At 71.6% G+C, this 1,330-nt stretch carries 1 protein-coding gene; it reads right to left on the bottom strand.

What is annotated here, in order from left to right; all coding sequences use genetic code 11:
- Nucleotides 1–46: 46 nt before the first annotated feature.
- The gene (locus ABWI04_RS33960; protein WP_353834983.1) at nucleotides 47–1,165 is read right to left on the bottom strand and encodes a DUF2637 domain-containing protein; all 1,119 of its coding nucleotides are present in this window, start codon (nucleotides 1,163–1,165) and stop codon (nucleotides 47–49) included.
- Nucleotides 1,166–1,330: the final 165 nt, after the last annotated feature.

Below are 1,330 nucleotides of genomic sequence, written 5' to 3'. Positions count from 1 at the left end.
CGCGGTGGCGGGCGGCCGGTCCGGAACGCGCGGAAAGAGCGCGGGGTCAGACGCGCCAGGACTGGACGAGCGCGTCCAGCGTCACCTGGTCGTAGACGATGCCCTGGGCCTTCAGCTCCTGGGCGACCAGCTCGCCGTCGCCGTGGTGCTTGGCCAGCAGCCGGTACACCGCGTACGGGAACCAGTGGTTGTCGCTGATCCGCTGGATCTCGGCCTCGTCGCAGCGGTAGCCCTCGGCCCTGACCTCGGCGAGCGTCGCGGCGACGTCGCCGTGGCGGCGTTCGAGGATGTCGATGACGAGGGACCGCAGGTTCTCCGGCGCGGGCCCGACGGGCGCCTCCTCCTCGGTGACGGTGCCGTAGGAGCTGCGGCCGTTGAGGCTGCCGCGCGACGCGGCGCTGACCACGGCCAGCTCCGGCTCCGGCTCCGGCTCGGGGACCGGCGCGGGCGCGGGCGCCTCGGTCGCGGCGGGTGCCGCGGCCGGAGCGGAGGCGGCCGGTGCGGCCGGGGCCGGAGCGGCCTCGCCCGCGGGCGCGCCCGTGGCCTCGGCCCTGCCCGCGGTCCCGGACTCGATCGCCTTGCCGGAGTACCCGGGCACCTGGATCTGCGCGAACGGGCCGGTGTTGCGCAGCGGCATCAGGGTGATCTGGTTCAGCGTGACCGGCCCGGCGATCGCGCGCGTCTGCGGCTCGGGCTGCTTGGCCTCCTCCTCCTCGGTCCTCTGCGACACGTACCGGTGCAGCGTCCGCAGCAGGACGAACAGGCCGAGCATCGACACGATCGGCGGGACCGCGGCCGTCGCCTGGAAGGAGAAGGTCTTGTGGCCGACATGGCCGACGTTGAAGATGAGGCTGGCCGTCCACCCGGCGAGGGCGATGGTCAGCGGCAGGCAGAAGTCGAGCCAGCTCATCAGGGCCCGGCGCTTGATGACGAAGGCGTCGATGGCCAGCAGGAACAGCCCGAGTTCACCGACGATGATGAACAGGTCGACCAGCAGGGGGAAGGACTCGGCCTTCCATCCCCGCAGGCCGTGCTCCAGGGCCCAGTGGTAGAGACCGGCATAGGACTGGGCGAAGCCACCGGCGGTGGCGGTCAGGACCGCGGCCGCCATGAAGGCGATGGCCCCCCACCGTGTGATGACCTGTGCCCGGTTGGCAGCGCTCATGTGGCGTGTGCTCCCAGATTCCTTACACAACCAAAAGTGATCGGTGGGAGACTATCCATTCCTTTGCCGTTTCGTGGCCGATTCGCATCACGTCTCGGTCCCGTTCCCCGCGAAACGGCGCGGCGCGCCGGGGGAACCTCGCGAAAAGCCGCAGGCGGGAGCCCC

This window comes from Actinomadura sp. NPDC000929 (assembly GCF_040492065.1).
In the GTDB taxonomy this organism is placed as follows: Bacteria; Actinomycetota; Actinomycetes; order Streptosporangiales; family Streptosporangiaceae; genus Spirillospora; species Spirillospora verrucosospora.
Note: the sequence above shows the minus strand (reverse complement) of the source record. Positions and strands in the feature narration are given on the sequence as shown.